This is a genomic window from Undibacterium sp. TJN25 (genome assembly GCF_049339885.1).
Taxonomy (GTDB): domain Bacteria; phylum Pseudomonadota; class Gammaproteobacteria; order Burkholderiales; family Burkholderiaceae_D; genus Undibacterium.
In genome coordinates, this window is record NZ_JBMPPM010000008.1 from 275,090 (window position 1) to 298,278 (window position 23,189).

General features: G+C 55.7%; 21 protein-coding genes. 12 read left to right on the forward strand and 9 right to left on the reverse strand.

Annotation, left to right across the window (positions count from 1 at the left end):
* The first annotated feature begins 44 nt into the window (after positions 1 to 44).
* The 4 genes from ACO0LO_RS20865 (at position 45) to ACO0LO_RS20880 (ending at position 4,922) form a co-directional block, all read left to right on the forward strand.
* On the forward strand, positions 45 to 437 hold the full coding sequence (locus tag ACO0LO_RS20865) for a RidA family protein (protein ID WP_422966996.1): 393 nt from the start codon (positions 45 to 47) through the stop codon (positions 435 to 437).
* A 114-nt stretch (positions 438 to 551) separates the two neighbouring features.
* Positions 552 to 2,084: a 3-hydroxyacyl-CoA dehydrogenase gene (locus ACO0LO_RS20870; protein WP_422966997.1), complete on the forward strand. Its 1,533-nt coding sequence runs from the start codon at positions 552 to 554 to the stop codon at positions 2,082 to 2,084.
* A gap of 26 nt (positions 2,085 to 2,110) precedes the next feature.
* Positions 2,111 to 3,286: an acyl-CoA dehydrogenase gene (locus ACO0LO_RS20875; protein WP_422966999.1), complete on the forward strand. Its 1,176-nt coding sequence runs from the start codon at positions 2,111 to 2,113 to the stop codon at positions 3,284 to 3,286.
* Between the two features lie 106 nt (positions 3,287 to 3,392).
* Complete coding sequence (locus ACO0LO_RS20880; RefSeq protein ID WP_422967001.1) at positions 3,393 to 4,922, forward strand: FAD-dependent monooxygenase; 1,530 nt, start codon at positions 3,393 to 3,395, stop codon at positions 4,920 to 4,922.
* A gap of 89 nt (positions 4,923 to 5,011) precedes the next feature.
* On the opposite strand, the gene ACO0LO_RS20885 is transcribed toward ACO0LO_RS20880, so the two are convergent.
* The 5 genes from ACO0LO_RS20885 to kynU form a co-directional block, all read right to left on the reverse strand.
* A complete protein-coding gene (locus ACO0LO_RS20885) occupies positions 5,012 to 5,287 on the reverse strand; it encodes a hypothetical protein (RefSeq protein WP_422967003.1) in 276 nt (91 codons plus the stop codon).
* A 143-nt stretch (positions 5,288 to 5,430) separates the two neighbouring features.
* Positions 5,431 to 7,221, reverse strand: a complete 1,791-nt coding sequence (locus ACO0LO_RS20890) for a sensor domain-containing diguanylate cyclase (protein ID WP_422967005.1) — start codon at positions 7,219 to 7,221, stop codon at positions 5,431 to 5,433.
* A 238-nt stretch (positions 7,222 to 7,459) separates the two neighbouring features.
* Positions 7,460 to 8,743: an HD-GYP domain-containing protein gene (locus ACO0LO_RS20895; RefSeq protein WP_422967007.1), complete on the reverse strand. Its 1,284-nt coding sequence runs from the start codon at positions 8,741 to 8,743 to the stop codon at positions 7,460 to 7,462.
* Between the two features lie 134 nt (positions 8,744 to 8,877).
* Positions 8,878 to 9,723, reverse strand: coding sequence for a tryptophan 2,3-dioxygenase (kynA, locus tag ACO0LO_RS20900; RefSeq protein WP_422967009.1), 846 nt, complete (start codon positions 9,721 to 9,723; stop codon positions 8,878 to 8,880).
* A 37-nt stretch (positions 9,724 to 9,760) separates the two neighbouring features.
* Positions 9,761 to 11,017 carry a kynureninase gene (gene kynU, locus ACO0LO_RS20905; protein WP_422967011.1) on the reverse strand — a complete coding sequence of 419 codons (1,257 nt, stop codon included), beginning with the start codon at positions 11,015 to 11,017 and terminating at the stop codon, positions 9,761 to 9,763.
* Between the two features lie 182 nt (positions 11,018 to 11,199).
* Between kynU and ACO0LO_RS20910 the strand changes: the two genes are divergently transcribed.
* Positions 11,200 to 11,679 carry an Lrp/AsnC family transcriptional regulator gene (locus ACO0LO_RS20910; protein WP_422967013.1) on the forward strand — a complete coding sequence of 160 codons (480 nt, stop codon included), beginning with the start codon at positions 11,200 to 11,202 and terminating at the stop codon, positions 11,677 to 11,679.
* Between the two features lie 48 nt (positions 11,680 to 11,727).
* On the opposite strand, the gene ACO0LO_RS20915 is transcribed toward ACO0LO_RS20910, so the two are convergent.
* On the reverse strand, positions 11,728 to 12,423 hold the full coding sequence (locus ACO0LO_RS20915; RefSeq protein WP_422967015.1) for a dienelactone hydrolase family protein: 696 nt from the start codon (positions 12,421 to 12,423) through the stop codon (positions 11,728 to 11,730).
* 94 nt (positions 12,424 to 12,517) lie between these two features.
* Positions 12,518 to 12,976 (reverse strand): rhodanese-like domain-containing protein, encoded by a 459-nt coding sequence (locus tag ACO0LO_RS20920; protein WP_422967017.1) that lies wholly within the window; start codon positions 12,974 to 12,976, stop codon positions 12,518 to 12,520.
* A gap of 153 nt (positions 12,977 to 13,129) precedes the next feature.
* Here ACO0LO_RS20920 and ACO0LO_RS20925 point away from each other — a divergent pair, with 153 nt between their 5' ends.
* The 7 genes from ACO0LO_RS20925 (at position 13,130) to ACO0LO_RS20955 (ending at position 21,053) form a co-directional block, all read left to right on the forward strand.
* Positions 13,130 to 14,236, forward strand: a complete 1,107-nt coding sequence (locus ACO0LO_RS20925) for a substrate-binding domain-containing protein (RefSeq protein WP_422967019.1) — start codon at positions 13,130 to 13,132, stop codon at positions 14,234 to 14,236.
* A gap of 339 nt (positions 14,237 to 14,575) precedes the next feature.
* The gene (glnA, locus tag ACO0LO_RS20930; RefSeq protein WP_422967021.1) at positions 14,576 to 15,991 is read left to right on the forward strand and encodes a type I glutamate--ammonia ligase; all 1,416 of its coding nucleotides are present in this window, start codon (positions 14,576 to 14,578) and stop codon (positions 15,989 to 15,991) included.
* Between the two features lie 141 nt (positions 15,992 to 16,132).
* Positions 16,133 to 16,609: a DUF4124 domain-containing protein gene (locus ACO0LO_RS20935; protein WP_422967023.1), complete on the forward strand. Its 477-nt coding sequence runs from the start codon at positions 16,133 to 16,135 to the stop codon at positions 16,607 to 16,609.
* 77 nt (positions 16,610 to 16,686) lie between these two features.
* Positions 16,687 to 17,760 carry a nitrogen regulation protein NR(II) gene (gene glnL / locus ACO0LO_RS20940; RefSeq protein WP_422967024.1) on the forward strand — a complete coding sequence of 358 codons (1,074 nt, stop codon included), beginning with the start codon at positions 16,687 to 16,689 and terminating at the stop codon, positions 17,758 to 17,760.
* 156 nt (positions 17,761 to 17,916) lie between these two features.
* Positions 17,917 to 19,431 carry a nitrogen regulation protein NR(I) gene (gene ntrC, locus ACO0LO_RS20945; RefSeq protein WP_422967026.1) on the forward strand — a complete coding sequence of 505 codons (1,515 nt, stop codon included), beginning with the start codon at positions 17,917 to 17,919 and terminating at the stop codon, positions 19,429 to 19,431.
* A gap of 86 nt (positions 19,432 to 19,517) precedes the next feature.
* The gene (locus tag ACO0LO_RS20950) at positions 19,518 to 20,006 is read left to right on the forward strand and encodes an arsinothricin resistance N-acetyltransferase ArsN1 family B (protein WP_422967028.1); all 489 of its coding nucleotides are present in this window, start codon (positions 19,518 to 19,520) and stop codon (positions 20,004 to 20,006) included.
* A 219-nt stretch (positions 20,007 to 20,225) separates the two neighbouring features.
* Entirely contained in the window at positions 20,226 to 21,053 is an 828-nt protein-coding gene (locus tag ACO0LO_RS20955) for an HDOD domain-containing protein (protein WP_422967030.1), read from the forward strand.
* A 75-nt stretch (positions 21,054 to 21,128) separates the two neighbouring features.
* Here the strand turns inward: ACO0LO_RS20955 and ACO0LO_RS20960 are convergent, their stop codons facing one another.
* Positions 21,129 to 22,745 (reverse strand): NAD(P)/FAD-dependent oxidoreductase, encoded by a 1,617-nt coding sequence (locus tag ACO0LO_RS20960; protein ID WP_422967032.1) that lies wholly within the window; start codon positions 22,743 to 22,745, stop codon positions 21,129 to 21,131.
* Positions 22,746 to 22,917: 172 nt separating this feature from the next.
* A partial coding sequence (locus ACO0LO_RS20965; RefSeq protein WP_422967034.1) for a hypothetical protein occupies positions 22,918 to 23,189 on the reverse strand: 272 nt, incomplete at its 5' end.

Below are 23,189 nucleotides of genomic sequence, written 5' to 3' on the forward strand. Positions count from 1 at the left end.
TATGGCGGGATGAACGGTCGATGCCTGACAAATAAAGGAAGAATATGGAATTTCTGCAACCTCCCGGATGGGTGCGCCCCAAGGGCTATTCCAATGGAATTTCCGCCCATGGGCGAACTGTCTGCGTTAGCGGTATGATAGGCTGGGACGCGCAGGCGCAGTTCACATCCGATGATTTTGCAGTGCAGGCCAGGCAGGCATTGAAGAACATCGTGGAAGTGCTGGCGCAGGGCGAGGCTGGGCCGGAGCACATCGTGCGCATGACTTGGTACGTCATCGATAAAAAAGAATATGTGGCTGCCTACAAGCAAGTCGGGTTAGCATATCGGGAAATCATAGGAAGCCATTACCCCACCATGACTGCAGTGCAGGTTGCAGGCTTGATCGAAGACCGGGCACGCGTGGAAATAGAGGTGACGGCAATCGTACCTGACTAAGGAGTTGTTGCGAAATTACGCTGGCGTTGGCGCTTTTCTTCGCTGTACTACTCGTACGGTCTTTGTCGTTGCGCCTAGTCAGCCTCATTTTGCAACAGCTATAAGGAGCATAAATTGCCAGCGGTATCAGGAAGAGACAGTGTTATAGGCGTAATAGGGGCCGGCGCGATGGGACGCGGCATCGCACAGATCGCAGCCCAGGCGGGAATACAGGTGAAGCTGTTTGACGTGCAGCCCGGCGCCGCCGAGTCGGCAAGCCAGGCAGTTGTCGCGCAGTGGGAAAAATTGCAGCAAAAAGGCAAACTCAGCGACGAGCAATTCCGCACGGCAAAACAGCAATTGCAGGTGATCAGTTCGCTCGATGAACTGGCCGATTGCGGTATTGTCATTGAAGCGATTGTCGAGAAGCTGGAAGTGAAGCGCGAGCTCTTTCGCCAGCTGGAAAAGATAGTCGGCGCAGATTGTATACTGGCCACCAATACCTCGTCGCTGTCGGTAACGGCGATTGCCGCCGGCGTTGCACAGGCTGAGCGCGTCGCCGGCCTGCATTTCTTTAATCCCGTGCCTTTGATGAGAGTGGCGGAAGTGATTGCGGGCTTGCTGACTTTGCCTGAAGTCACACAGCGCCTGGTGGAATTCACGCACCGCACTGGACACAGGCCGGTCATCACCAAGGACACGCCGGGTTTCATCGTCAACCACGCGGGCCGCGCCTATGGCACGGAAGCCTTGCGCGTTCTGCAGGAGGGCGTTGCCGACTTTCCGGCGATCGATGCCATCATGCGTGAATCCGCAGGATTTCGGCTCGGCCCTTTTGAATTGCTGGACCTGACCGGCCTGGACGTATCGCATCCGGTGATGGAATCCATTTACCAGCAGTATTATCAGGAGCCGCGCTACCGCCCCAGCGTGATTACCGCACAGCGTTTGCAGGCCGGCTTACTCGGCCGGAAAACAGGGCGCGGTTTTTACAGTTATCCGGACGGCAAGCAGACTGTCATTGGTGCGCCGGCGGCGTTGACTGAGGCACCGGCGTGGTCGGGCTGGGTCTGGGTCAGCCCGGAAAATCCGGAAGCGGCAATCCATGTACGCGCGCTGCTGGAGCGCTGTGGCGCCAACGTGGAAAACACGCCTGAGCCTTCGGCCGATTCGCTGTGCCTGGTCAGCCCGCTGGGCGAAGACGTTAGCACCTGCGTGGTTCGGCAAAAGCTGGATGCGCGCCGCACGCTGGGTATAGACAGCCTGCTGGATTGCCAGGGTCACCTAAGCCTGATGAACAATCCCGGCACCGACGCCGGCATTGCACAACAGGCGCGTGCCTTGCTGCTGCAAAGCGGGCAGAGTGTAAGCCTGTTGCAGGACAGCCCCGGATTCGTCGTGCAAAGGATACTGGCCTGTATCGTCAATATCGCCTGCGATATGGCGCAACAGGATATCTGCACGCCGGACGATCTGGACAAGGCAGTGGAACTGGGGCTCGCGTATCCCACCGGCCCGCTGGCCTGGGGCGACAAGCTCGGCGCAGCGCGCATATTGACGATATTGCAGAATTTGCTGGACTACACCGGCGACCCGAGATACCGCCCCAGCCTGTGGCTGTCGCGCCGGGCGCAACTAGGATTATCATTAAAACATAAGCAGAACTAGGTTCTGGAATAAATCAGGAGAAACAGATGGCAAAAGCAGCATTTCATTGGGAAGACCCTTTATTGTTGTCGTCGCAGTTGAGCGACGACGAACGCATGGTGCAGGAAGCTGCCCGTGTGTATTGCGAACAAAAGCTGGCGCCGCGCGTGCTGGAAGCCTTCCGTCACGAAAAGACGGATCCCGCGATTTTCCGCGAGATGGGTGAGCTGGGCCTGCTGGGTTCCACCATCCCTGCCGAATATGGCGGCGCGGGATTGAATTACGTTTGCTACGGCCTGATCGCGCGCGAAGTAGAGCGCATCGATTCCGGCTATCGCTCGATGATGAGTGTGCAGAGTTCGCTGGTGATGGTGCCAATCAACGAATTCGGCAGCGAAGCGCAGAAGCAGAAATATCTGCCCAAGCTGGCCAGCGGTGAGTGGATAGGCTGTTTCGGCCTGACTGAACCCAATCACGGTTCCGATCCCGGCAGCATGGTGACGCGCGCGAAGACGGTGCCCGGCGGCTATTCGCTGAGCGGCGCAAAGATGTGGATCACCAACAGCCCTATCGCCGATGTCTTCGTGGTGTGGGCCAAGACCGATGACGGACGCATCCGCGGCTTCATCCTGGAAAAAGGCTGGAAAGGCTTGTCCGCTCCAGCGATCCACGGCAAGATAGGCCTGCGCGCATCGATTACCGGCGAGATCGTGCTGGATGAAGTATTTGTACCCGAAGAAAACCTGATGCCGAATGTGGAAGGCTTGAAAGGACCGTTTACCTGCCTGAACTCCGCACGCTACGGCATTGCCTGGGGTGCGCTGGGTGCGGCCGAATTCTGCTGGTTTACCGCGCGCCAATATACGATGGACCGCCATCAGTTCGGCCGTCCGTTGGCAGCCAACCAGCTGGTGCAAAAGAAACTGGCCGACATGCAGACTGAAATCACACTCGGCCTGCAAGGCTGCCTGCGCCTGGGCCGCATGAAGGACGACGGCACCGCATCGGTAGAAATCACTTCCATCATGAAGCGTAACTCTTGCGGAAAATCGCTGGACATTGCCCGCGTTGCCCGCGACATGCTGGGCGGCAACGGCATCTCCGACGAGTTCGGCATTGCCCGCCATCTGGTAAACCTGGAAGTGGTCAATACCTATGAAGGTACGCATGACATCCATGCGCTGATATTGGGCCGCGCGCAGACAGGCATCGCCGCCTTCTGACGTCAAGTCTGGCATTCATGCGTGCCGTCAAGCAGCTGTAGTAACAAATTTTCCAAAGGAAGCCCCGCCTGTTCGCAAGCGGGGCTTTTTTATCTATACTGGCTGCATGGCTAATCCACAGATTCTTATTGCAGGCGCCGGTCCTACCGGCCTCGTGCTGGCACTGCTGCTGGCTCGCCACGGCATTGCTTTTCGCATCATCGACAAGAATAGCGGCCCGGGGCAGGCTTCGCGGGCGATGGTAGTGCATGCCCGCACGCTGGAATTTTATAATCAGCTGGGCTTTGCCGATGAATTTGTCGCGCAGGGTATCAAGATGGAGCACGTGCATGTGCATGAAGGCGGCACTGAGGTGGCCCATATCGCACTCGGCGAAATTGGGCAGGGCTTAAGCCCTTATCCTTTCGTGCTGGATTTTCCGCAGGACGACCATGAGCACTTCCTCGTGGCGAAACTGCAGGCGGCAGGGATTGCGGTCGAATGGAATACAGCACTTGTCTCCTTTACCCAGGATGCGGCGCAGGTATCGGCTGTTATTGAGCATGGCGGTGCTACCGAGCAATGCGAATTTGCCTATGTATGCGGCTGTGACGGTGCGCGCAGCACGGTGCGGGAGGCGTTGAGGTTGGACTTTCCGGGGGGCACCTACGAACGTTTGTATTACGTTGCAGATGTCCGGATAGACGGCAGCCGCAACACGGACTTGCATGCGCACATCGGCCCGCACACCTTCAACCTGATGCTGCCTGTACGTTCCAGCGGCATGCAGCGTCTGATCGGCATCATGCCGGATCGGATAGGAGCGGACGCCGGCGCCGGATTCGAGGATGTGCGGCCCGATGTGGAGCATTTGCTGGGCGTACAGGTAAGCGAGGTCAACTGGTTTTCCACTTACCGTGTGCATCACCGGGTGGCGTCGCAATTTCGCAGCGGCCGCTGCTTTGTCTGCGGTGATGCTGCCCATATTCACAGTCCTGCAGGTGGACAGGGAATGAATACCGGCATAGGCGATGCCGTCAACCTGTCCTGGAAGCTCGCAGGGGTGCTGCAGCAGAGGGCAGACGCGTCTTTGCTCGACACTTACGAAGCCGAGCGCATCGTCTTTGCGCGCAAGCTGGTTGCCACGACCGACCGCGCGTTTCAGGCCATCGTTTCGCAAGGGCTGGGCGGCAAACTGGTGCGCAATTGGCTGGTGCCGGGCGTTCTGCCCTTCCTGTCCGGCTTTACAATGACACGCCGGGCCATGTTCAGGACAGTCTCGCAGATACAGATTCATTATGCCGACAGCGCGCTGAGCAAAGGCCGGGCGGGGAAGGTTTCGGGCGGTGACCGCTTGCCCTGGGTCAAGGAGAAAATCAAAGACCAAATAGTGGATAACTTTGATGCATTGCGTTCGCTGGAATGGCAACTCCATGTCTATGGAGCGCTTATACTCGAATTCGCAGCAGACGCGCAGGCGCTTGGCCTTGCCGTGCATACGTTTGCATGGAATGCTGCGGCGGCACAAGCGGGTCTGCAGCGCGATGCGGCTTACCTGATTCGCCCTGACGGTCATGTCGCATTGGCGTTGCCGGAGCAAGAAAGCGGCGTGCTGCGCCGCTTTTCACAGAGGCTGGGGCTTCGGTTCAGCAGCTAATGCATCAGATAACTGGCAGCTAATTCAGCAGCTTAAAAAGTGCTTTAGTGAGCCCGCTGCCATTGATGGTTATCGATCGCTATTGATAACTATTGGTCAGACCGGGTCTTTTTAACTACGTCTTCCACGCCGCGCTCGCCGTGCATATCAGTATCCACCAGCCCTCGGTCCAGGTCCCTCTTGGCTTGTTGCATGACTTTTTTCGGTTGCGTCGATTGTGCATCTGGAGATTGGTCGCGCTCATGGGGCAAACGTTTTTCACCGTCATTGCAGACCTTTTGTGCCGTATTGACCTTGGTGTCGGTGCTGGCGTCCTTGGCGTTGTGCGCAGCCTGCGGGCTGGCGTTCCGGGTGGGTGTTTTCATGATGGGGCAAGTCTTTGGTGGCAGATGTCGCCAGCTTAGCGTTTATCCGCCGCGCGGGGCGTCGGATAAGGGCCAGGGAAAAAGTAGGACTTGCCTGATATGGCTGATAGTTTGCGCTATCCGTTTCTCTTCTGAAACAGCGGCTAGTTGGGGCTCACCGTTTCTATGCGGTTGCGGCCGCGTGCCTTGGCCAGGTAGAGTGCGCGGTCGGCCAGGTCCAGCAAGTCTTGCGGCGATCTTTCATTGCTGGGTATCATCGCGGTGATTCCCATGCTGGCAGTCACGACAGGCGCCAGGTCCGAAGACGGATGCGGAATTGCTTCCTCGGCCAGCCTGGTCCGTATGCGTTCCGCGAAGGTGCACGCATGTTCGATGTTGGCGTCTATCACCAGGATGACGAATTCCTCGCCGCCGTAGCGGGCGACAAAATCGCCGCTGCGCTGCACGGTTTCCCTCAGCACTGACCCTACGCGCCGCAGGCACTCGTCGCCGGTCGCATGGCCGGAAGCATCGTTTATGCCCTTGAAGTAGTCCAGGTCCAGCATGATTGCCGCCAGCGAGTGTCCGGTGCGTATTGCGCGCAGCCATTCGTTTTCCAGGGTTTCCTCCAGCGTGCGGCGGTTGAACAGCTTGGTCAGGGAATCGGTGCGCGACAGCCAGTGCAATTCGTTGTTGGCATGGATCAACTGGTCGTTCAGCCTGTCTGCGCGTTCGTGCTGCAGGCGCAGCTGGGTTTCCAGTTCTGCGCTGACATCAACGAGCTTGTCGGCCATGCGGTTGACTGAATAGGACAGCATGCCCAGTTCGTCGCGCGAGAAATGCTGCATGCGGCGCTTGAAGTCGCCGCTGGCAATCATCACTGCCACCTCGGCCAGGCCCAGTATCGGCATCGTGAAGTAGCTGGACAGCCAGACGCCGATGACGGCCACCAGCACCAGTACCAGCAGCATCATTGCCAGCCACAGGTCGCGCTGGTCGCGTATCGGCCGGAAGGCGTCGTCCTGGTCTATCTTGACCATGATGGTCCACGCCGGGTTTTTCAGCATCTGGGTAGAGGCGAGCACTGCTACGCCGCGGTAATCTTTGCCTGACAGCATGTTGCGCTCTTCGGATTTGATGCTGCCCTGGTCCTTGATCTGGGTCAGCGTCAGCGGTGGCACGTCTTCCGTCATCGCAAAATGCAAGGGTGTGATGGCCTTGTCGTGGCCGTGAGCATCGGTTTCGGTAATGATCAGTTCTTCCGATATCCAGCCCCCGCTGCCGCTGGATGCGGCTCGCAACGGCTCCATGCTGGTCAGCACGACCAGGATGCCGATCGCGCGGTTGCCGTCCATCATCGGGCCTCCGACCTGTATCAGCCGCCGGCCGTCGGCGCCGATGACGGTGGACGTCACCTTGTGGTTGCCCAGCAAGTTATCGCGCAGGCTAGGCTCCAGTTGCTCCGATTCCACGCTCAGCGCCGATACCGATGTGATCAGCTTTCCGTCTATGCCGTACAGCAGAAGATTATCGAAAGACGATACTGAGCGTTTGGCATCGGACAAAATGAGGTTGATCTGGTCTAGTGCAGACTGATCCCTGCGGTCGACATAATCTGTAATTGATTTACGCAACTGTGTACGGCTGCTGATGAGGCGCAGTTCGGAAGTAAGGAAAGTCATGAACTCGTCAATGCGTTGCGCATGCAGGCGGGCTACCGAAGCGAGATGCGACTCGATGGAAGTTTCCATATAGCGCTGGCTGACGAAAACGAAAGCGCCGGCAGCGGAGAGCATGCTGATCATCGCTACCCCCAGTACCAGCATGACCAGCTTTTCGCGCAGCCCGAACCAGCTTCGATACGGAAGCCATGGCTGGTTGCCGCTGAACAGCGCCGGCAATACCTTTACCTCTTCCTTGCTGTCTGGATCTTCCTGAGTGCCTGGCAGGGTCATCGGGTCACCTAAATTGAACTGCAGCGTATCAATCGATATGCGAGGAAAAAAATTCTGCGAGAGCACACGCGCTACCGGTGCCCAGCCGAACCGTGACAGAAAAGTACGTGTTGAACGACTGATAGGAAGTGCGCGCTTAAAGATTACATCAATTTGCGCAAAAAAAGGGCAGATGGGCCGGTGAAACGGCAAATTTGCAGCAGAAATGGGTGCGAGGCTGCAGCAAAGCAGCACTCGCTCACATGCGGACTTTGTTGCCGCCCTTGGGCGTATCCATGAAATAAGACATGCGTTTGCGCGGACTCAGGTAATCATAGACTTCCGGCGCCAGCTGTTTCGGCCTCAGGCTGGCGGCGACCTCCAGGTCCTGCTCCTGGCTCAGGTCCAGGATGATGGCTTCATTTTTCGGAATGTCCGGATCGTAGATCAGCACACTGGGGCGCAGGGGTTTGCCGGAGTTGATGGACATGACCATGCCCAGCGTGGCATCCGACAGTTGCACGATGGTGCCCGGCGGATAAACACCCAGGCAGTGGATGAACATGTCCAGCGCGGCCGGCTCGAACAGTTTGCGCTGCTGCTTGAACATGAAGGCCAGCGCCTCGTACGGTGTCAGCGAATCGGCCGGGTTGGGGCGGTTGCAATGGTTGTCGTAGGCGTTGACGACCGCCACGATGCGCGCCAACGGCGACATCTGTCCAGCCGTGAGGCGATTGGGGTAGCCGCTGCCGTCTGCGTATTCATGATGCTGCTGGATGATGTCGATTACCTGCTTCGGCAGCCCAAGCTTTTCCGCGATGGCGCCGCCGTACTGGCTGTGTAGCTGCAGCAGGTTTTGTTCGGCCTTGGTCAGCGCGAAGGTCTTGTTGACGATTCTGTCCGGTATTTCTATCTTGCCTATGTCATGAAACAGGCACCCCACGCCGATTGTCTTGATATCCTGGGCTGGCAGGCGCATTTCCTTTGCCAGCATCATTGCCAGCACCGAGACATTCAGCGAGTGATAGTAAGCTTCTTCGCCTGCGATCTTGTCGTTCATCAGGTGGATGGCGATATCCTTGTCGGCCAGAAGGGAATCCAGCATCTGCTGGATCAGCTGGTCGGCTTCACGCTGAGCCTCCTGCGGCCGGGAAAACAGGTTGCGCGAGATGTTTTTCAGCGTGCTGGCAGCTTTCTCGAATTCTTTTTCACACTGCGCGATGGCACTGCTTTCTTCGATCAGCTTTTCTATCCTGGCTTTTTTTGCGTTGATCAGTTCCAGCTCTTCGGTACTGGGCTGGGCAATTTCTACCGTTTCTTCAGCATTGGGATTGGCAGGCAGCGGGCGGCAATCGCTGCGGGCGGGTTCCACCCGTACCGTTTTCAACCCCATTTGCTTGATTGCAGCGATCTGCTTGTCGGTTTTGATCTTGAAACTGTTGCGGGCAAAAGAGTGATTGAGCCAACCCACATCGAGGTGCACATATAAGCCGATGCACAGCTGTTCCACGGAAATATTTTTAGTTATCAGGCTACTATTCATTTTTCCATTAAGGAATATACATTTTCTTTATTCTAGCAGTCATCGAGATATTTATAAGCGTTGATGTGGTTGTGCATCCACTAACCACGGGATTCCGGCCTTTTTTGGCGCATATAGCTTGCCCAGCAAAAACTTTATAGTGCGGTGCGCAGAGAAAACAGTTCAGGAAACAGCACAACATCAAGCATCTTGCGCAGGTAGCTGACGCCCGCAGTACCGCCGGTGCCGGTTTTGAAACCGATGATCCTCTCTACCGTTGTTACGTGCCGGAAGCGCCAGATGCGGAAAGCGGTTTCCATATCCACCAGTTTTTCCGCCAGCTCATATAGTACCCAGTGCTGTTCAGGCGCCTGGTAGACCTGTAGCCACGCAGCCTTGACGGATTCGTTTGCCGTCACCGGTTGCGTCCAGTCCTGGCTCAGGCGGCCGGCATCGATGGCAAAGCCGTTGCGGGCCAGCAGCATGATGGCCTCGTCGTAGATGGAGGGTGCCTGTAGCGTTGCTTCCAGGATGGCAAGGGCCTCCGGGTTGGCCTGGTGTACGCTGAGCAGCGCGGGATTTTTATTACCGAGGATGAACTCCAGTTCGCGGTACTGGTGCGACTGGAAGCCGGATGAATTACCGAGGTAGGGACGTATGGCCGTATATTCGCTGGGCGTCATCGTTGCCAGCACATCCCAGGCATGCACCAGCTGGTCCATGATACGGGCAACGCGCGACAGCATCTTGAATGCGGGCGGCAGGTCGCCGGCATGCAGCTGTTTGCGCACCGCATGCAGCTCGTGCAGCATCAGCTTGATCCACAGCTCACTGGTCTGGTGCTGGACGATGAACAGCATTTCATTGTGGTTGGGCGAACGCGGATGCTGCGCATTGAGTATCTGGTTCAGGCCTAGGTAGTCGCCGTAGCTCATGGCGTCGCTGAAGTCCATCTTCGCGTCATGCCAGGCGGCGTTTTGTGTTTTGCTCTCGTTTGTCATGATCTTCTCAGGTGTAAAGTACTGCGCTTGGGCTAGCTCAGGTCACTGCGTGACGTTCGGCATTCATCGAATAGTCTGCGGTATCGAGGATGTCGCGCAGGATTTCTACCGCATCCCACACGTCGCTGAAGCGCACGTACAGGGGAGTAAAGCCGAAGCGCATGATGCCGGGTTCGCGATAATCGCCGATGACGCCGCGCGCAATCAGCGATTGCATGACCGCGTAGCCGTGTGCATGGCGGAAACTGACCTGGCTGCCGCGTTGTGCATGCATGCGCGGCGTTACCAGTTCCAGAGGGTGATGGGAGCAGCGCTGCTCCACGAGTTGTATGAACAGGTCGGTCAGTGCGAGGGATTTGGCGCGTATTGCCTGCATGCTGGTCTTTGCAAACACTTCCAGCCCGCATTCCACCATGGCCAACGAGACGATGGGCTGGGTGCCGCACAGCGCGCGGCGTATGCCTGCAGTGGCTTCAAACGCAGGCTGCATGGCGAACGGCGATGCGTGCCCCCACCAGCCGGACAGCGGATGCTGGAAGGCTTCCTGATGCCGCTGCGCGACCCAGATGAAAGCCGGCGAGCCGGGGCCGCCGTTCAGGTATTTGTAGGTGCAACCCACTGCAAAGTCGGCATTGGCGCGCTTCAGTTCTACCGGAAGGGCTCCTGCCGAATGGGCAAGGTCCCACAGGATCAGTGCCCCTTGCTTGTGCGCGTGGGCGGTCAGCGCCGGCATGTCGTGCAGGTAGCCGGTGCGGTAGTTGACGTGGGTCAGCATGACCAGCGCCGCTTCGGTATTGATGGCCTCGGCCAGCTCTTCCGGCGTATCTACCAGGCGTATCGTATAACCGCGGTCCAGCCAGCGCGTGATGCCTTGCGCCATATACAGGTCGGTGGGGAAGTTGCTGCGTTCGCTGACGATGACCTTGCGTCCGACAGTCTCTTTTTTAGAGGCCTGTATCTGCAGGCCGGCAGCCAGCGCCTTGAACAGGTTGACGGAAGTTGAATCGGTAACGACGACTTCGTTTTCTGCGGCGCCAATCAGCGGCGCCAGCAGGTTGCCCAGGCGCGAAGGCAAATCGAACCAGCCTGCCTTATTCCAGCTTTTGATCAGGTCCGTGCCCCATTCGCTGGTAATTACTTGCTGGGCGCGTGCCGGCGCTGCCTTGGGCATTGCGCCCAGCGAATTGCCGTCTAGGTAAATAGTGCCTTCCGGCAGGGAGAACTCGTTGCGGAAGCCGGCTAGCGTATCGCCTTGGTCCAGCGTCAGACAGTCGTTGCGGGTCATTGTGGTCATAGAGGTGTGTGCGGATTCGATTTACAGGCGTGGGCTTGTGCGCAGCGAGCGGTCTTTCAACCGCTCCGGAGTTGATTATTTTATGCTCAAATAGCTGAATAATTATTGCAAACTGGCGTGATTTTTCTATTAACTATAGAATATAGTTCGATTATTTGAGTAAATTTTGACAGGATATTGCAATGCAGCTGGATGCGACGGATTTGAAGATATTGCAGGCTTTACAGGCGGACGGCCGCATTAGCAACCTGGAACTGGCGGACAAGGTATTCCTGTCGCCCTCTTCCTGCCTGCGCAGGGTGAGGGTGCTGGAAGAGGCCGGGATCATCAGCCGCTATAGCGCTGTGCTGGATGCTGCCAGGTTGGGGCTGGAAGTGGATGCTTTTGTGCAGGTGACGATGCGGCGCGACGTGGAGCAGTGGCATGAAAATTTTTCGCAGGCACTGCAGCAATGGCCGGAAGTGGTCGGGTCTTATATCATTACAGGAGACGCGAATTATCTGTTGCGCGTGCGTGCCCGCAACCTGAAGCATTATTCGTCGTTTGTGCTGGAGCGTCTGTATAAAACTACCGGTGTGCTGGACATCCGCTCCAATATCGTCTTGCAGGTTATCAAGGATACCAATGATATTGCGCCAGAACTGATGGCGGAAGGAAAATAGGCAGGCGGCCAGAAGCCGCCTGATGAAGCAATCATCACATTGCAGTGGTTACATTTTCTTTGCCAGGAATTCCAGCGTCTTGCCGTGTGCCAGCGTGGCAGCAGGCTGATTATACGATTCGCGCGCCCAGCAGTTGAAGCCATGGTGTACGCCAGGGTAGGTTTCTATCTGCACGTTGGAAGACTTGGCAAATCGGGCTTTGACTTTTTCTATCGCTTCCGCAGGAATGTACTGATCTGCTTCGGCAAAATTGAAAAGGACCGGGCAGGTAATTTTGTCCGCTTCGTCCAACTTGCCGTCGATGCCGCCGGGGTAATAACAGATTGCTGCATCCACGCCGGCATGGGCTGCACTCAGGAATGACAGCAAGCCACCCATGCAGTAGCCGATGGAGGCCACCTTATCGCTGGATTCGGCACGTCCGCGCAGGGTTTTTACAGTGCTGGCCAAGTCTTGCAGCGCCAGACCGAAATCCATGCCTTGCATCAGTCCAAAGCCTTTACCCATATCAGCCTCGCTGTAGCCCAGGTCCACGCCGGGCTGCTGTCGCCAGAACAGGTCAGGCGCCAGCACCACATAGCCGTCCAGCGCGTACTGGTCGGCGACAGACCTGATATGTTCATTGACGCCGAAAATTTCCTGTATCAGCAGCAGGCCGGGGCCTGAGCCGGTGGGCGGCAGGGCCAGGTAACCCTTGAAACTCTGCTTGTCGTGCGTTGCTATATCTATCCATGAAGCTGCCATTGTGTACCCCTTGTAATCTTCAGTTAAAAAATATTGTTTCCAGCGCTCTTCATCTCATCTCTGTTTATTTTTTGCTTCTTGACTCCTGATGTGCTCAGGCGCCTGCCCACGGCAGGCCCGCCTTGCACCACCCGCCTACGGATTTGCGGTGGCCCTCAGCATCCTTGTCACCTTCAAAGCCTTCAAGGATGTCGTAGCACTGCGTGTATCCGTTTTCTGTCGCCAGCTTGGCGGCGTGGCGCGAGCGCACGCCGGAACGGCAAAGGAACAGGATAGGGGTGTTCTTGCCTGCAACGGCCGACAATTGTGCGAGGAAATCAGGATTGGGCGTGCCGCCCGGATACAGGCTCCATTGCACCGATTTATGCTGCAGGTCAGAAATTGCCACACGGCCTACCCAGTCGCGTTCCGCACCGGTGCGCACGTCGACCAGCAGAACATTGCTGTCGGCTTGCAGTAAATCAAAGGCTTCTTGCGGCGTGACTGCGCCGGCATAGGGCAGGGCGTTGTCCTTGCCTCGTTGTGCTGCGGCTGCCAGGATATTGTTCGGCATGATGATTCCTTGGTGGCGTTGTCCATAGTTTGTAAGCGATTATGCATCAACTGCCGGGATATTGCCCGCGTGCCGGAAGAGTAGTCCGGTCTTGGCTGGGATACAATCCTGCGATGACAACTCCCGGTTTTGTGACCGGCATGGGCGAACAAGATGTACAAAATTACGATTAATCCTCACTGGCAGATTGCAACGGAAAACAGCCAGAGCGCCGATACGACGATGCTGATACGCCTGCTGGTGCTGATTCAACAGACTGGATCCATCGCACTGGCGGCCAAGGCAGTCGGACTGTCCTATCGCTACACCTGGGGTTTGCTGCATGATGCCGAAACCCTGTTCAACGGGCCATTGGTCATTTCCGGCAGGGGGCGCGGCACCACCTTGTCTGCACTGGCGGAAAAACTGATGTGGGCTGACCGGCGCATCGCTGCCAGGCTGTCGCCTTTGCTGGAAAGCCTGGCTTCCGAACTGGCCAATGAACTGGATCGCGTCAGTGAAGACAGCCAGGCGGCGTTGCGGCTAGATGCGAGCCATGGGTTCGCGGTGGCGGCACTGCTGGAGCAGATCCATGCAGCTGCGTTGCCGGTGGAGCTGCGCTACAGGAATAGTTCTGAGGCATTGGCCGCGCTGGCGGGCAAGGAGTGCGACCTGGCGGGCTTTCATGTTCCCATCGGTGTGCATGAACACAATGCGACCGCGCAGTACTTGCGCTGGCTCGATCCCGACAGGCATGCCTTGATCCACCTGGCGGTGCGTACCCAGGGCTTGTTCGTGGCCGCAGGCAATCCGTTCAAGGTCTCGTCCTTATCCGATATCGCAGTCAACCGGCTGCGCTTCGTGAACCGGCAGCAAGGCTCCGGCACGCGCATGTTGCTGGAGCTGATGCTGGCAGAGCGGGAGATATCGCCAGCCGACATCAATGGTTTCGAAAGTGCGGAACTGACGCATGCTGCGGTGGCTGCTTATATCGCCAGCGGTATGGCGGATGCGGGGCTTGGCGTGGAAACCGCGGCACGCCATTTCGGCCTGGACTTTATTCCCCTGGTACGGGAGCGTTATTTCTTCGCTGTCGCGCGGGATGCCGTGCAATTGCCATTGATGCAGCAAATTATCCGCATCCTGCAATCTGCCAGCTTTAAAGGCACGCTTGGTGCTCTTGCGGGGTATGACGGTGCAGAGGCCGGCAAAATCCTTAGCCTTGAGCAGGCGTTCAAGGTCGGTGCTTATACAAATGAAAACATTTCTGCACCAAAATGAGTCAATAACGAGGTTGATATATGATGGTGCATTATTTTGGTGATTTTCGATTTATTTGTTCTGAATTGGTGCAAATTTCAAAAATGACTGACTTCGTCCTTACTCTGGAAGAGTTTTGGAAATCTTTGCAAAAACAAAGATTTAAAGAAATATTCATTTGCTTATGACGGGGCTAATGGATGGCATGGATTCTGCTATCATCCTTTGCTGAGTTCTGCTGTCATCTGAACAACGGTGTTTTTGTAGACAGATGCAGAAGGCATGCGTAGCAGAAAAGACAACAAGCAGACGGCTCAGCATTTTTCGAATTATTTTTTAGCTCTATTTGAGGAGTTTCACATGGCAATGACAGCCGCAGAAGTCTTGAAGATGGCGAAAGACAATGAAGTAAAATTCGTTGATTTCCGCTTTGCTGATACCCGTGGTAAAGAACAGCACGTGACCGTGCCTGTCTCGCAGTTCGGCATGGACAAATTTGAGTCCGGCCACGCGTTTGACGGTTCATCCATCGCCGGCTGGAAAGGTATCGAAGCGTCCGACATGCTGTTGATGCCAGATCCAAACACGGCAAATATCGATCCTTTCATGGAAGAGACTACATTGTTCATGCAATGTGACGTGATCGAGCCATCCGATGGCAAAGGCTATGACCGCGATCCGCGTTCCATCGCCAAGCGCGCTGAAGCCTACCTGAAATCCTCCGGTATCGGCGACACAGCCTACTTCGGCCCTGAGCCGGAATTCTTCATTTTTGATGGCGTCCGCTGGAAAATCGATATGTCCGGTTCTTTCGTCAAGATTGATTCCGAAGAAGCATCCTGGACGACAGGCGAAAAACTGGAATGCGGCAATACTGGCCACCGTCCAACGGTCAAAGGCGGTTATTTCCCGGTTCCTCCAGTCGACAGCTTCCAGGACATGCGTTCTGAAATGTGCCTGATACTGGAAGCATTGGGCATCCCTGTTGAAGTGCATCACCATGAAGTGGCTGGCGCCGGCCAGAATGAAATAGGCACCAAGTTCTCCACTTTGGTAGAACGCGCCGACTGGACCCAGAACCTGAAATACGTCGTCTGGAACGTAGCGCACACTTATGGCAAGACAGCGACTTTCATGCCTAAACCTATCGTTGGCGACAACGGTTCCGGCATGCACGTGCACCAATCGATCTGGAAAGACGGCAAAAACCTGTTCGCAGGCGACGGCTATGCAGGTCTGTCGGATTTTGCGCTGTACTACATCGGCGGCATCATCAAGCATGCACGCGCGCTGAATGCGATCACCAACCCAGGCACCAACTCGTACAAGCGCCTGGTTCCAGGCTACGAAGCACCGGTGAAACTGGCTTACTCGGCACGTAACCGTTCCGCTTCCATCCGGATTCCTTACGTTGCCAATCCTAAGGGCCGCCGTATTGAAACGCGTTTCCCTGATCCTCTGGCTAACCCATACCTGTGCTTCGCAGCATTGATGATGGCAGGCCTGGACGGCGTTCAGAACAAGATCCATCCAGGTGAAGCAGCATCCAAAGATCTGTACCATCTGCCGCCGGAAGAAGATGCACTGATCCCAACCGTGTGCTCCTCGCTGGAACAGGCGCTGGAATATCTGGACAAAGATCGCGAATTCCTGACTCGTGGCGGCGTCTTCACTGACAGCATGATCGATGCGTACATCGAATTGAAAATGCAAGAAGTACAACGCTTCCGCATGACGACCCATCCGGTTGAGTTCGACATGTACTACTCCCTGTAATCAGGGGAACATCAAAAAGCGGGGGTAACCCCGCTTTTTTTTCGCCTGATTTGTTACATCTGTAACAGCCGGACTGCCCGCATTGTGTTGCACGCCTGCATGTCATACACTAGGAGACATTCGTTACCAACTACGCTTCCTATGAAAAGACTATTTTCCGGTTTGATCCTCTTTGGCATTTTCGCTGCGCACGCGTATGCGGAAAGCGACGTTTACCTGTGTGTGGACGAGCATGGCAACAAGGAATATAAAAACACCGGCCTGACCAAGGGTTGCAAGAAAGTGGAGTTGCAGGGCCTTACGGTCGCGCCTGCGCCGGTTTTGCCTGCGTCTGCCAAGAAAACAGCCAAGGCGCCTTCGGATTTTCCCAAGGTAGATGACAGTACGCAAAAAGCGCGCGACAGCGACCGCAAGCAGATTTTGCTGGATGAACTGAAGTCGGAAGAGCAAAAGCTGGCTCTCCAGCAGAAAGAATTCAATAACGGCGAACCTGAGCGGCGCGGCGACGAAAAGAATTTCGTCAAATATCAGGACCGTGTCAGCGCGATGAAGGAAGATATCGCCCGCACCCAGAAAAATATAGAGGCCCTGAAACGGGAAGTCGGCAACTTGAAGTAATTCTTGCCGGTAACGAATCAGGCATGATGCTTGCGTAATAAGGTCGCTAACTCAGCGGCCTTTTTTTATAGATTATCTTGAGAACACCATTAACTTCCCTGGCAGGCCTGGATCTGCTGTCGTCCGCGGTCATCGTACTGGATGCCGACGGCAGCATCATTTTTGCCAATGCGGCAGCAGAGAACCTGCTGGACAGCTCTTTTAAATCGCTCACGCATCAAAAACTGGCAGACCTGTTTTTGAACGGCGAAGAACTGCTGGCCGTTTTTCATCAGGCGGTGCAGCACCAGTTTGCCGACAAGCGCCAGGATCTCGCGCTGGAGAGGGCTGGGCGCGAACCGCTGCATGTACACAGCATCGTCACTGCACTGGACAACCCGGACACGCCGGTGCTGATCGAGCTGAGGGAGAACGTGCAGCAACTGAAGCTGGACCGCGAAGAGCGCATGCTGGACCAAAGCAAGGCCAACAAGGAGCTGATCCGCAATCTTGCCCACGAAATCAAGAATCCGCTTGGCGGCATACGCGGCGCGGCGCAGCTGCTGGAGATGGAGCTGCCTGAGCGGCAGTTGAAGGAATTGCGCGAGTACACGCAGGTCATCATCAAGGAGGCCGACCGCCTGCAGACATTGGTGGACCGTCTGCTGGCGCCGCACCGTCTGCCGCATATTGTGGGCGACGTGAATATCCATGAGGTATGCGAGCGCGTGCTGCGCCTGATATTCGCCGAATTCCCGCATGGCCTGAACATCAAGCGCGATTATGACCTGTCGATACCTGAATTCCGCGGCGATAAGGAGCAACTTATACAGGTGGTGCTGAACATTGCTCACAATGCAGCGCAGGCACTGGTGGACCGCATCCGGGCAGGCGATGCAGAGCTGACTTTCAAGACCCGTGTATTGCGGCAGATCACTTTGGCCAAGGTCCGCTACAGGCTGGCATTAGACTTGCATATCATTGACAATGGTCCGGGCATCCCGTCCGAGATACGCAACCGCATTTTTTATCCCCTGGTGTCTGGCAGGGATGGCGGCAACGGTCTGGGGCTGACGCTGGCGCAGACTTTCGTTCAACAGCACATGGGTGTGATCGAATGCGAGAGCCGGCCGGGTTTCACGGATTTCAGAATATTGATTCCACTTCCTTGAACTAAGGGCGCGGAAAAAAGGTAGTGCCAAAAGTACTCCATCAATCTGGCGTTCCGAGTAGGAAGTCCTTTGAATAGCAAAAGAGCGAGCCTCTTTTTTTCGAAGTACTTTGTGCCCGGGCCGCTGAACGCTTAACGCAGGATGCAAAACGACTATATGAAACCAATCTGGATAGTGGACGACGACGATTCAATTCGCTGGGTGCTGGAAAAAGCGCTGGCGCGGGAAAATCTGGTCACAAAAAGCTTTACCAATGCGCGCGATGCCATGACAGCGCTGCAAAGCGATACGCCACAAGTCCTTGTATCCGACATACGCATGCACGGCGCATCCGGCCTGGAGCTGCTGCAGACGGTAAAAGCGAAATATCCCGGTTTGCCGGTGATTATCATGACGGCGTTCTCCGATCTGGAATCTGCGGTAGCTGCATTTCAGGGCGGGGCGTTTGAATACCTTGCGAAACCATTTGATCTGGATAAGGCGGTGGAGTTGATCCGTCGCGCGCTGGATGAAAGCTTGCGCGAATCCAGCGTGGAACAGGCTATTACCGAGACACCTGAAATTCTGGGCCAGGCGCCGGCGATGCAGGATGTGTTTCGCGCCATAGGCCGCCTGTCGCAGTCGCACGTGACGGTGCTGATTACCGGTGAATCCGGCACCGGCAAGGAGCTCGTGGCGCGCGCCTTGCACAAACATAGCCCACGCGCGGCGCAGCCCTTTATAGCATTGAATACTGCCGCCATCCCCAAGGATTTGCTGGAGTCTGAATTGTTCGGTCATGAGCGTGGTGCATTTACCGGCGCACAGACCACCCGCAGGGGGCGCTTTGAGCAGGCGGAAGGCGGCACGCTGTTCCTGGATGAAATCGGCGATATGCCTTTTGATTTGCAGACGCGCCTGTTGCGCGTTTTGTCGGACGGCCATTTTTACCGGGTAGGCGGGCATCAGCCGATGAAGGCGAATGTACGGGTGATTGCGGCCACTCACCAGAACCTGGAATCGCGCGTACGCGATGGCCTGTTTCGGGAGGATCTGTATCATCGCCTGAATGTGATCCGCTTGCGCCTGCCTAGCCTGCGCGAAAGGCGCGAAGATATTCCTATCCTGGCCAAATACTTCCTGGCGCAGAGCGCCAAGCAACTGGGCGTGGAAGTGAAGCGCATGTCGGAGCCGGCACTGCACTTCCTTTCCGGCCTGGATTTCCCCGGCAACGTGCGTCAGCTGGAAAACCTGTGCAACTGGATTACTGTCATGGCGCCGGGGCAAACGGTGGAGGTGTTGGATTTGCCGCAGGATCTGGTGTCCTCCGCAGTGCATAATGTTGCGGCGGGCAACCTGCCGGCAGACACGCATAGCCGACGCGAGGCACCGGCTGCTGCACACGCTGAGGTGGCGAGTGCGATGCCCGCGGCGCACGGCGGCAGCGTACCGCAAATCAATCTGGATAACTGGATGACCTTGCTGGACGCCGAGGCAACAGCCATGCTGACCCAGGGGCAGTCGGAAGTCATCGACAAGCTGGGTCGCAATTTTGAATCGGTCGTTATCAAGGCAGCATTGCGTCACACGCATGGTCGCAAGAATGATGCGGCGATCAGGCTGGGTATTGGCCGCAATACCATTACCCGGAAAATTCAAGAACTGGGCATAGACGGCGCAAAAGACGACTAAGCTGTTTGTGCGAGCTTGTAAGCAGAGGCGCCCTGATTGTTTTACGACGATCAGGGCGTTTTTAATTTTCTTTCCATCCAATTTTTATGCCGATAATACGCCCAGCAGAAGTCGATGATGCCGGTGAAATTTGCCGCATCTATAACCACTACATAATACATACGTCCATTTCTTTTGAAGAGGTGGAGGTTGAGTCCGCCGAAATGGCGCGCCGTATTGCTGAGGTCACGGCGCACTTGCCTTGGCTGGTGGCGGAAAATGAAGGTGTGGTGGTTGGTTATGCGTATGCGACCAAATGGCGCGTGCGTTCGGCCTATCGCTTTTCTGTAGAAACCTCGGTCTATCTGGCGCAGGATGCGAGAGGGCTGGGACTAGGCGCTCTTTTGTACGAAGGTTTGCTGGAAGAGCTCAGGGAGCTGGGTGTACATGCCGTCATTGGCGGAATTGCGCAACCGAATGAAGCCAGTGTCAGGTTGCATGAAAAAATGGGTTTTCATCAAGTAGCGATGTTCGAACAAGTCGGGTTCAAGAATGATCGCTGGGTGGATGTGGGATATTGGCAGAAGCTGCTTTGAGTTAATGTGTTTCCAGATGGAAATTTTATCTTGTTTGACTGCCATATTTACGTCAGCGGCAACGAGAAAAAGTTGTTTCTTTCATTATTTGAACGGAGTATCATTTTTTAACGTTTGAAACAGATTCCCGCTGTTAAAATTGCCTGTCGTCAAGGGTTTGAATCAATAATAATATTGGCTGCAATTGTTCTCAGGGCTGTAACCATCTAGGGAGACTTTATGAATTTCGATACGCTATTCCAGCAGCAAAATGCACTCCCCTCTATTCCCAAAGTCGTACAGGAAGTCATCGACAGCTTTAACAACGAAAGCGTGTCTATCGATGAAATCGCCAAAAAACTGATTGCGGATCAGGTGCTGAGCGCAAAGCTGTTGCGTCTGGCGAACTCCTCTTACTATCACGCCTCCCGCAGTGTCGGCACGATTGATGATGCTGTTCTGATGCTGGGTTTCATGACAGTGCGCACGCTGGTGATCAGCACAGGACTAACAGGCAGCTTCAAGGCGATGCCAGGCGTGGACCTGAAACAGTTCTGGCGTCATAGCCTGCATACTGCAGTGATTGCAAAATGGCTCGCCAAGCGCCTGCAAGATAATTCAGACTTTGCATTTATCGTCGGCCTGATGCATGCGATCGGCCAGTTGGTGATGCATGCGGCAATGCCGGAAAAAACGCTGCAGATCGACAAAATTGCAGGGCCGCTGGATTCCCGCCGTGTGGATGTGGAGCAGACTTCTTTCGGTTATAACTATGCCGATGTGGGCGCGGAACTGGCGAGGCGCTGGCGCTTTCCCGACAATTTTGCAACGGTGATCAAGGCGTGCACCGATCCGCTTGAGCAGGAGCCTTTTGATTCGATGGCGGCCATCGTGCACATTGCGGCATGGCGCTCGCGCGCGGAAGAAAACAAATATTCCAAGGAAGAGCTGGAAGCTACTTTCCCGACCGAGGTGGGCGACAAGCTCGGTATCAAAGCAGATTTGCTGTTGAATGATATGCCGCCACTGGCGGAGTTGGGCGAGGGGCTGGAGTCATTGGTCAGCTAGTCCGACCCGTATTCAAGAAAAAACCGCGCTATCAGGCGCGGTTTTTTTGTGTGCGTTGCTGTGCTACGGTAGTCATCAACAGCTTTCCCCCAAACTCTGCATGCTCAGCGCGACCGCTTCCGCTATCTTGATACCATCCACCGAGGCAGAGAGGATGCCTCCGGCATAGCCGGCACCTTCGCCTGCCGGATAGAGGCCTTTGGTATTCAGGCTTTGCAAGTCATCGTTGTTGCGCTTGATGCGGATGGGGGATGAGGTGCGGGTTTCCACGCCTGTCAATATTGCATCCTTCATCGCAAAGCCTTTGATTTGCTTGTCGAAGGCTGGAATGGCCTCGCGCATCGCATCGATGGCAAACTTCGGCAACGTGGCTGCGAGGTCGCATAAAGTAATGCCTGGTTTATAGGAGGGGATGACTTCGCCCAGCTCGGTTGATTGCCGGCCGGCCATGAAATCTCCCACCAGTTGGCCTGGTGCATTGTAATTACTGCCGCCGATTTCATACGCCAGTTCTTCCAGTTTGCGCTGCAGGTCTATGCCCGCGAGCGGATGCTCCGGATAGTCTTCCGGCGTAATCCCGACGACTATCGCGCTATTGGCGTTGCGCTCATTACGTGAATACTGGCTCATGCCGTTGGTGACGACCCGTCCCGGCTCTGAGGCAGCTGCGACCACAGTGCCGCCGGGGCACATGCAGAAACTGTAGACCGAACGGCCGTTCTTTGCATGATGCACCAGCTTGTAGTCTGCTGCGCCCAGGGTCTCATTGCCGGCATTGGGGCCGAAGCGGGCCTGGTCGATGATGGATTGCGGATGCTCAATGCGAAAGCCGATCGAGAACGGCTTTGCCTCCACATAGACGCCGCGCCGGTGCACCATCTGGAAAGTGTCGCGTGCACTATGGCCGATCGCCAGCACAACGTGATCTGCCTTGATATAGTCGCCGTCATTCACGTGCAGTCCGCGCACCTGGCCATCCTGGATATCGATATCGGTCACTTTTTGCTGGAAGCGGATTTCTCCGCCCAGTGCCTCAATATTGGTTCGCATCTCTTCTATCATCTTGACCAGGCGGAACGTGCCGATATGAGGCTTGCTGACGTACATGATCTCTTCAGGTGCGCCGGCCTTGACGAACTCGGTCAATACCTTGCGGCCATAGTGCTTTGGGTCCTTGATCTGGCTATACAGTTTGCCATCTGAAAAAGTGCCGGCGCCGCCTTCGCCGAATTGCACATTGGATTCCGGCGTCAGCTCGCGTTTGCGCCACAGGTCCCAGGTATCCTTGGTTCTTTCACGCACAGCCTTGCCGCGTTCCAGAATGATGGGGCGAAAACCCATCTGTGCGAGAAGCAGCCCGGCGAACAGGCCGCACGGGCCGAAACCGATAACGACCGGGCGCTGCTCCGGTGCCTGCTCCGCATGGGTAACGAAGTGATAGCTGGTATCGGGGGTGGGGCCTATGCGGGGTTTGCCCGCGTTCCGGGCCAGTACCTTGTCATTGACGGTAGTTTCTATATCTATAGTATAGATAAGGACGATCGCTGTCTTTTTACGCGCATCATAGCCTCGGCGGAAGATGGCGAAGCTGACCAGCTCCTGTTCTTGAATCCCTAGGGTATGCAGGATCGCATCCTTCAGGGCGGATTCAGGATGATCGAGAGGCAGTTGGATGTCGGTCAGGCGTAGCATGTTATTACTTTGTTCCAGATGGCGGTGAGTCTTCCGCCGCGTTTTGTGACGGCGAAATAAAGCGCTATTTTAACCGCTAGCCATGCGCAATCCTAACTATGAGCAGGCGGCTCTGGGCGCGGAGGTGAAGAAGTCCGTCAGGTGCCAACATAGGTGACTATATAAGGCGGCATTAAAAGAATAAATTATTTTCAAAAAGCGCTTGCCAAGTTTGGATGAGGCTTGCTATAGTTCGGCTCCCGTCGAGGCAAGCAGCAAATAACGCGAAAGGGACAGCGGGAAGTTGGGCTGTTTTTGAGCGGGATGAGTGGGCAAGTGAAGACGGAAAAAGAAGTAAAAAGCGAGAGAAGCAAGGCAAGAAGTGCGGTAGTAAAAAAGAAAGCGCCGAGTTAAAAAGAAGTTGACGAAGCGAATTAAATACTACATAATCTCGTTTCTCTGCTG

Excerpts from the sequence above, each read along its gene's own strand:
- ACO0LO_RS20865 (WP_422966996.1), top strand. The coding sequence starts at position 45 with ATGGAATTTCTGCAACCTCCCGGATGGGTGCGCCCCAAGGGCTATTCC.
- ACO0LO_RS20890 (WP_422967005.1), bottom strand. The coding sequence starts at position 7,221 with ATGACCCTGCCAGGCACTCAGGAAGATCCAGACAGCAAGGAAGAGGTA.
- ACO0LO_RS20955 (WP_422967030.1), top strand. The coding sequence starts at position 20,226 with ATGAATTTCGATACGCTATTCCAGCAGCAAAATGCACTCCCCTCTATT.
- kynA (WP_422967009.1), bottom strand. The coding sequence starts at position 9,723 with ATGACAAACGAGAGCAAAACACAAAACGCCGCCTGGCATGACGCGAAG.
- ACO0LO_RS20895 (WP_422967007.1), bottom strand. The coding sequence starts at position 8,743 with ATGAATAGTAGCCTGATAACTAAAAATATTTCCGTGGAACAGCTGTGC.
- ACO0LO_RS20960 (WP_422967032.1), bottom strand. The coding sequence starts at position 22,745 with ATGCTACGCCTGACCGACATCCAACTGCCTCTCGATCATCCTGAATCC.
- ACO0LO_RS20935 (WP_422967023.1), top strand. The coding sequence starts at position 16,133 with ATGAAAAGACTATTTTCCGGTTTGATCCTCTTTGGCATTTTCGCTGCG.
- ACO0LO_RS20875 (WP_422966999.1), top strand. The coding sequence starts at position 2,111 with ATGGCAAAAGCAGCATTTCATTGGGAAGACCCTTTATTGTTGTCGTCG.
- ACO0LO_RS20910 (WP_422967013.1), top strand. The coding sequence starts at position 11,200 with ATGCAGCTGGATGCGACGGATTTGAAGATATTGCAGGCTTTACAGGCG.
- ACO0LO_RS20915 (WP_422967015.1), bottom strand. The coding sequence starts at position 12,423 with ATGGCAGCTTCATGGATAGATATAGCAACGCACGACAAGCAGAGTTTC.
- ACO0LO_RS20950 (WP_422967028.1), top strand. The coding sequence starts at position 19,518 with ATGCCGATAATACGCCCAGCAGAAGTCGATGATGCCGGTGAAATTTGC.
- ntrC (WP_422967026.1), top strand. The coding sequence starts at position 17,917 with ATGAAACCAATCTGGATAGTGGACGACGACGATTCAATTCGCTGGGTG.
- ACO0LO_RS20885 (WP_422967003.1), bottom strand. The coding sequence starts at position 5,287 with ATGAAAACACCCACCCGGAACGCCAGCCCGCAGGCTGCGCACAACGCC.
- kynU (WP_422967011.1), bottom strand. The coding sequence starts at position 11,017 with ATGACCACAATGACCCGCAACGACTGTCTGACGCTGGACCAAGGCGAT.
- ACO0LO_RS20920 (WP_422967017.1), bottom strand. The coding sequence starts at position 12,976 with ATGCCGAACAATATCCTGGCAGCCGCAGCACAACGAGGCAAGGACAAC.
- ACO0LO_RS20880 (WP_422967001.1), top strand. The coding sequence starts at position 3,393 with ATGGCTAATCCACAGATTCTTATTGCAGGCGCCGGTCCTACCGGCCTC.
- ACO0LO_RS20925 (WP_422967019.1), top strand. The coding sequence starts at position 13,130 with ATGTACAAAATTACGATTAATCCTCACTGGCAGATTGCAACGGAAAAC.
- glnA (WP_422967021.1), top strand. The coding sequence starts at position 14,576 with ATGGCAATGACAGCCGCAGAAGTCTTGAAGATGGCGAAAGACAATGAA.